This is a genomic window from Amycolatopsis sp., assembly GCF_025464955.1.
In the GTDB taxonomy this organism is placed as follows: domain Bacteria; phylum Actinomycetota; class Actinomycetes; order Mycobacteriales; family Pseudonocardiaceae; genus Amycolatopsis.
Map to the genome: position 1 here is coordinate 1 of NZ_JAODNM010000135.1, position 7,377 is coordinate 7,377.

The window sequence follows — 7,377 nt, forward strand, 5'->3', positions numbered from 1 at the left end:
CGCCACCGTCATCCTCGGCCTCACCTTCCAAACTCGAGAGATAGCCGTCGAGTCGCACGGTCCGGCGGAGACCGCGCGGCAGGTCATGTTGCAGCTACTCAGGTCTCCACCCACGCTGCCCTACGTCCCTTGATGGGGTCGCTTGCCTGGCAAGGCCGTATCCGTCGCCAGGTCGCCCGAGGACTCAGCAGATCCACTACTGATCAGGCTCCCCGTCCAGGGGTGGACCCGGACGGGGAGCCTGTGCTGTGATCGCGGGTCAGTCGCGGAGGAAGTCCAGCGCCTGCTGCACGAACAGGTCGTGGTACTGGAAGATCCCGCCGTGGCCGGAGCCGGGATAGATCGCCAGCTGGGCGTTGGGCAGCAGCTCGGCGAGCTGCACGGTGCCGGGGGTCGGCCACATCGTGTCGTTGTCCCCGTTGACCACCAGCACAGGCTGCTGCACGGCAGCCAGGCCGGCAGGCGAACCCTGCTCCCACTTGGCCAGCGCGGTCAACTGGGCGCCGATGGTCTCGTTGGTCACCGGGGCGTCGAGATCCTCGGTGCGCTCGCTCAGGCGTGCCAGGAAGACATCGGCGGCCGCCTGGCCGGTCGGCGTCGGCGCGAAGAACAAGAAGTGTTTCGGGTGCTTACCCTCGGTCGTCGCCTTCGCAATCGCGGCCTGCAGCACGGAGCCCGTGGCGGCCGGCCCCGGCGCACCGGCGTGCGTGGTGGCGGCGAGGATGACCCGCCGGACCAGTCCGGGGTGCTGCTGGGCGACCAGCTGGGCGACGATGCCGCCCAGTGAGTAGCCCAGCAGGTCGACCGTGCCCAGCCCGAGAGCCTGCAGGAACGCGACCGTGTCCTCGGTCATCGCCTCGAAGTTGTCGGGGGTGGTGCCGCCGGAGCGGCCGACGCCGCGCAGGTCGACCAGGATGACGTGCCGCTCGGCCGCAAGGCCGTCGATCACGGCGGGGTCCCAATCGTCGAGCATCGCGGTGACGTGGTGCAGGAGCACCAGCGGGACGCCCGTGGCCGTGCCTACCTCACGGTAGGCAAAGGGGGTGTCGCCGACGTTCGCGGTCTTGGTGACGGCTTCAGTGAATGGTGCGGACATGGTGCTGGCCTTCTCTCGCTTCGTGCCGGTGGCGGCGTCGGACATCCATAGGATAGCAGTCGTTATGTAACGAACGCTACCCTATGAGTTGAGAGGATGACCCCAGACAGGAAGAAGGGACCCGCGATGAGGTACTCCAAGGAGCACAAGACGCAGGCCAAGGCGGCGATCCTGCGGCAGGCATCCCGCTCGCTGAAGGAGAACGGTTTCCGTGGCATCGGCGTCGACGCACTCGCCGCGTCCGCCGAGGTCACCTCAGGGGCGCTCTACTCGAACTTCGAGAACAAGGAAGCACTGCTCGAAGAGGTCGTCGCCGCACAGCTCGGCATCGAGTTCGCCGGCGTCGCCGAAGCCGAGCCGTCGGAACGACGGCACCAGCTCGGCGAGGTAATCCGCCTCTACCTCAGCGACCAGCACCGTGAGAACCCCGCCGACGGCTGCGTGATGCCGTCACTGAGCTCCGATGTGGCACGCGCGGGCGCCTCGGTTCGCGAAGCGTACCGAGGCCGAATGGCGGACCTGGTCGCCATCCTGGCCCCCGTCCTGCGAGGCACTCCTGAAGAACAGGTCGGCCAGGCATGGGTCATGATCGCGTCGATCGTGGGCGCGGTCACGATCGCGCGAGCACTTCCCGCGGGCGACCATGCATGCGCCGTCCTCGACGCCACCCTGGCCACGGTCATGGCGACGATCGCCGGCGAGCGCTGAGTTTATTCTTGCTGTGCGGTTCACTTCACGTAGTCGGGGAGGACCCGCGGCGGCCACGCGCCCACCGCGAAGATGCCCATCGAGTAGGCCTTGGAGACCAGCGCCGGACGGTTGGACACCTTGAGCTTCCGCAGCAGGGTGCTCACGTGGTACTCCACGCCACCCCGGCTCAGGTACAGCATCGCCGCGAGCTGCACCGTCGACACACCCGAGGCGATACCCTCCAGGATCCGTGCGTCCATCGCGGTCAGCAGCTTCTTGTGACCGGTCAGCACCTGCGGAGCACGGTCGAACTTCTCGGGGCTGACCAGCACCATGATGCTCTCCACCTGACCGTTCTCACCGTGCACCGCGATCCCGGTCAGCTCACCGGCGAACGCCGACTCGCCTGGACGTACGGCGACCATCCACTCGACGAACCGCGGTCGCCGGCCCTCGGTCAAGCGGGCGAACTGCTGCTCCACTTTCTCCCGCACGCTCGGGTGCAGCAGCTCGTAAAAGCTGTGACCACACACCTCCGACGACGAACGACCGAACTGGCGGAAGAAGTCCACATTCGCCTCCATCACCTGGACCTGTGGGTCCAGGCTCGCCAGGCACATCCCCGACCTATCGAAGAAGGAGCGGAAGACATCGGTGAAGCCATCGGGCCGGGGGACCGGGACTGTGCTACTTGGCCGGCTGACCAGGCTGGTGACGGTGGCTGTACTCATTTGGTGACCATTCCTCTCTTCGGCTGGCTGAAGATCTGGCGTTGTTTCAGGGGGACTACTTCCCGCTTTCGTTTCACCACTAAGGGGTGTCATATCAAAGTGAGTCAACAATAAGCCTGAGTCAACAATAAGCCAAGGATAAACCCAAACACTGTGGTTGTGGTATCGATGGTTCGGGTGGTGGGGGGTGGGGTTCGGTGCGGTTCGGTACCTCCGAACCCTGCCGACCCTGCAGGGGTGGAAAGTGTGCACTACCAGCGTCTTTTGCTTCGATCGAGGGAGGTTGCCGACCGGTGTCGCGGCGGCGCGCGCAGGTCCTGACGGCGTAGTAGTTCCGACTGAGCGCGACGGGGAGATGGCCGCGAATTAAACAAGCGAAGGACACACTAATGCTGATACGAAATTATTTTGTGTCTGATTAAGTCCCTGCTGCTGGCCTATTTTCGGGCCTCGTTTCAGCTTGCCTTTCCTGCACCGGATTTCGTGGGTGAGACTCGGGACTGCCGAACCTCACCCACGATCCCGGGTATCAGCCCTTCGCCAGGCTGATCGGGAGCGAGACGGGCCCGCGGAAGAACGTGTTCACGAGCCACTCGACGTCCTCGGGCGCCACAGCCAGTGCCAGGTCCGGGAAGCGGACCAACAGCCTGCCGATCGCGATCTCCAGCCTGCCCAGTGCCGCACCGACGCAGTGGTGGACACCATGGCCCATGGCCAGGTTCCCCGCCGTGGACCGCGTGATGTCGAGCCGGTCGGGGTCCGGGAACTTCTCCGGGTCGCGGTTACCCGAAGCCAGCGAGAGCAGCACGAACTCGCCCTCGGGGATCTCCACCCCGCCGACGGAAACGGGCTCGGTAGTTAACCGCTCCTCGACGGCGTTGGGCAGCAGGCCCGGATCGGCGCGCAAAGCAGCGAGCTGGCCTGGGTCGAGCAGCAATGCGAGCACTCCGTTGGTGAGCTGCCTGCTGGTCATTTCGTGGCCTGCCCTCAACAGCAGCAGGGCCATCGACACGAGCTCTTCGGGGTTGAGGCGGTCTTTGTTGTCGCTGACCTGGACAAGTGCGGTGAGCAGGTCGTCGGCGGGGTTGTCCCGCTTGATCTCACAGAGCTTGCCCAGGTAGCCGATGATGGCCATGTACGCATTGCCGAGATCGGCGGGCGCCGCGGTGCCACCGTAGAGGGTGTCGGCCCAGCCGAAGAAGTCCTTGCGGTCTTCCTGCGGCACGCCGAGCAGCTCACCGATCACGGCGATTGGCAGCTGCAGCGACAGTGACTGGACGAGGTCGACCTCCTGGTGCACGGCCATCTCGTCGAGCAGGCTGTCGACGATTTCTTCGATCCGGGGCCGCAGCCCCGACACGCGCCTGCCGGTGAACTCCCGGCCGACGAGGTTGCGCAGGCGGGTGTGGTCCGGCGGATCGCTGTTGACCATGTTCGTGGTGAGCCCGGCGGGGAAACCGGTGGCGTTGCCCGAGACGACGCTGTGCCGGGTCATCAGTTCGCCGATCCGGTGGCCGTCCTTGGCCAGCCGCGGATCCGCGAGCAGTGCGCGAACGTCGGCATAGCGGGTCACCAGCCAGGCGTTGAGCCCGCGGTAGGTGGTGACCCGGCGGGCCGGGGCGCGCTCGCGCAGGCTGGCGAAGATAGGGTACGGGTTTTCGGCGAAGGCAGGGCCGAACACCTCTTCCAGCGGGGCTTCAGTAGTGGGCACCGGGGTTCTCCTCACTCGCTTGCTCGGCGCTGATGGGGTGACTGTGGAACACATCAATCGGGATCCACTTGTCACCCGCCGCGGACTACACGAAAGACCGGGTGACGAAATTGCCGTGGGTATCGGCCTTGGCGAAAACGTCGCGGACGATCTTGTGCGCGTTCCGCTCGGCCACGGTGTAGGAACCGACGACGAATTCGCCCTCGACCCAGCCCGCCGACGCCGCGGTACCCTGGCTGCCGGAATCGGCGATGTAGTAGACGTTGAACTCCTCGTCGGCCGGGTTCCAGCCGAAGATCCACCGGCCGGCCATCGTGCCCGGCCAGCTGACGTCGACGTTGTAGTAGTGCCCGCCGAGGGTCGGCTCGCCGTACGTGTACGTCACCGTGGCCGGCGAGCCGTCCAGAGGTGTCTCCCCTACGGATTTGTTGTGGCCCAGCAGGAAATCGAGCTGATGCAGTTGTTCCGGCGGCCAGGAAAAGGTCGCGCAGCATCTCCAGGTCGCGCTCGCGGCCGACGAAAGGCGCGTCGACCGGGCATTCGACGACGGTAGACTCCGTGACGGCACACAGCGGCCCGGCGTCATCGAGATCGAAGGTCAATGCCTCGCTGGCCCGGATAGTGGTGTCACAGATCGAGACCTCGGCCGAGGGCGTTGAGGTGAGCAAATTCAGGGCACGGTCGAGAATCTCTCCGGTGACCATCGGCGGCATCCCCGGCGTGTTCACCTGAGGCCGTACGAGAGCCTCTCCGATGGCGACCGCGACCGACGCGGTCACGGCCATCCCGGAGCCCTCGACGGCGGCGGCTCTCTCTTCCCGGAAGCGGTCACGGATCGCGAACGCGCCCTGCACCGCCCGCCAGGCATCGGATTCACAGGTCTTCGGCGCGCCGAAGACCACCAGCCACAGCGGTCCCAGCGTGCCGGCGACGCTCCCGCCCCAGCGCTCGGCTTCGTCCTTGATGCTGTCCACGACATGCCGGCGAACGAGTTCCGTGTGTTCGGGGTCGGCCGGGTCGCCCGGGGCCGGCGTCGCCATCACAAGCACGAGGCTGACCTGCTTGAGCTCGCCGGCGTCCGCCATGGCCGCGCGCCGCACGTTCTCGCTCTCAGAGGCGTCAAGAGTGTCTTGGCCGTCAGTCGCGGCGATCCTGGCCGGCGGGTGGATCGGCAGACCGGCCGGGTCGTCCGCGGCCACCACCGGCGGCTCGACGGGCTCGGGCGCCGCCGCGATCTCCGCCGCTGGCACGGCCCGCACCTCGATCGGTGCGTCCTGCGGCCGCGGGACCTCGGGCCGGGTGAGCACGGACCCGGAGGTCAGATCGTGGTTGAGGATCGCGCGCTCGAATTCCTGCAGCCTGGGGCTGGGGTCGAGGCCGAACTGCTCGACGAGCTCGGTGCGGGTCCGCTGGTAGAGGCCGAGAGCGTCGGACTGGCGGCCGCAGTGGTACAGCGCCCGCATCAGCTGGCCGGACATTCGCTCCCGCAACGGTCCGGTCTCGACGTACATCTCGAGCTCGCTGATCACCTCAGCATGCCGCCCAGACGCCATCTCCGCTTCGACACAGTCTTCCAACGCGACGAGCTTGGAGTTCTCCAGCGCAGTGAGCTCGGGCCAGGAGATCCCGGCCTCAACGAGATCCACCAACGCGGAGCCCCGCCACAGTTTCAACCCATCCCGCAGAGTGCTCGCGGCCTCTTCCCAGGATCCGGCGAGAAGCTGCGTGTGGCCCTGCTCGGCCTGCGCCTGGAAACAAGTGAGATCGAGTGCTTCGGGGCTCACCCGCAGAAAGTAACCAGGTGTGTGGGTCAGCAGGACGGAACCGTCCGGGTGCAGTTCCTGGGCGTCGAGCATGCCACGTACCCGGGAAATCGCGTTGTGCAGCATCTTCCGCCCAGTGGCGGGGGTGTCGGTCGGCCACAGTGCTTTGATCAGCTTGCTGGCGGGCACCATCGAATTGTTGTGCAGTAACAGGAACCCCAGCGTCGCACGCGGCCGTATCCCGCCGAGTGAGACCGCTTGCTCACGATCGATCACTTCCAGATGTCCCAATAACCGAAAAAGCACTGCTGACCCCTCCCGCTTTCGCGCGAAATCCCTCCAGAATGACGCTTCCGATCCTCAGCGGCGCCCACTGGCCCCTGCCTCACCGACCGGGAATCCACTCACCTCCTTGAACAGTGTCGGCATGGAGCGCCACAGCGGCGCGCAGTGCGTGCACCTTGGCCGTCGCCGTAGTCCGCAAACCGAGCAAAACTCCTGCTGCGATCCGGGTCCAGAACTTCATGAAGATCCCAATCGGTAGCAGGGATGTGAAGTTCGCGGCGATGATGGCCGCGGAGCTTCTGTTCCCGGTGTGGCCTGCCGCTGGGTGAATCCCGTGTAGCTCCCGACGCTGGAAGTCGTGACTCCCCACCGTCGAATTATCACCCGACACAGTCGCTGGACGGGTGTCATGACTCGCACACGGCACTAACCGGAAGCAGATCTGCCTTCCTGGACATGATCTTGACGCCATCCTGCCGTCTTGTGTCAATATTGCTGACTCTCGGACCATCTGCTCCACCGGGCTTCCATTCCCCAGTGACCCTCACGAGCCGCTTCGACAGTCCGCTGCGTCGTCGCGCGCTTGCCTACCGCGACCGCTTTCCCGCTGGCCCAACAGAAAAAGAATCGCTCAGTAAGCATAGGATTATCGCCTGCCGCGATGGTGGGCTCTGTCCCTCTTTGCGTAGTCAAACAGGCTCGGGCTGGCGAGCAAGCATCATGTGGTGCGGAGAATCCTCTTGCGTAGCAGGGAAAAGCTAGTACCGCGGCCGCACTTAGCTGATCATGACTGGTGAGACCCTGAGCCTTGATGAACTCTGGTCGCCACTCTGAGGTCCAAAGGGGGAACCTCAATCCGGGGAAAGAGTCTCGCCTCCTGCCGGCTCGAACTGCACCTGTCCGAAGTGTTCCCGGTTTAGTGGACGCGGGTTAGCGCTGGAACGAGTCTCAGCGGAGGGTGGAGTCGCGCCTGCGACGTAGGGCAGCGTGGGTGGAGACCTGAGTAGCTGCAACATGACCTGCCGCGCGGTCTCCGCCGGACCGTGCGACTCGACGGCTATCTCTCGAGTTTGGAAGGTGAGGCCGAGGATGACGGTGGCG

General features: G+C 65.5%; 5 protein-coding genes. 1 reads left to right on the forward strand and 4 read right to left on the reverse strand.

All coding sequences use genetic code 11. The annotated features are described in order from the left end of the window. Positions 1–259: 259 nt before the first annotated feature. Positions 260–1,141, reverse strand: a complete 882-nt coding sequence (locus JWQ81_RS34945) for an alpha/beta hydrolase (protein WP_297548287.1) — start codon at positions 1,139–1,141, stop codon at positions 260–262. An 81-nt stretch (positions 1,142–1,222) separates the two neighbouring features. Between JWQ81_RS34945 and JWQ81_RS34950 the strand changes: the two genes are divergently transcribed. Next, entirely contained in the window at positions 1,223–1,804 is a 582-nt protein-coding gene (locus JWQ81_RS34950; RefSeq protein ID WP_297548288.1) for a TetR/AcrR family transcriptional regulator, read from the forward strand. A 20-nt stretch (positions 1,805–1,824) separates the two neighbouring features. Here the strand turns inward: JWQ81_RS34950 and JWQ81_RS34955 are convergent, their stop codons facing one another. The 3 genes from JWQ81_RS34955 to JWQ81_RS34965 all read right to left on the reverse strand — a co-directional run bounded on the left by JWQ81_RS34955 (position 1,825) and on the right by JWQ81_RS34965 (position 6,267). Continuing rightward, on the reverse strand, positions 1,825–2,517 hold the full coding sequence (locus JWQ81_RS34955) for a PAS and helix-turn-helix domain-containing protein (protein ID WP_297548289.1): 693 nt from the start codon (positions 2,515–2,517) through the stop codon (positions 1,825–1,827). Between the two features lie 529 nt (positions 2,518–3,046). Beyond that, positions 3,047–4,228, reverse strand: a complete 1,182-nt coding sequence (locus JWQ81_RS34960; protein ID WP_297548291.1) for a cytochrome P450 — start codon at positions 4,226–4,228, stop codon at positions 3,047–3,049. Positions 4,229–4,299: 71 nt separating this feature from the next. Further along, entirely contained in the window at positions 4,300–6,267 is a 1,968-nt protein-coding gene (locus tag JWQ81_RS34965) for a BTAD domain-containing putative transcriptional regulator (protein WP_297548293.1), read from the reverse strand. Between the last annotated feature and the right edge of the window lie 1,110 nt (positions 6,268–7,377).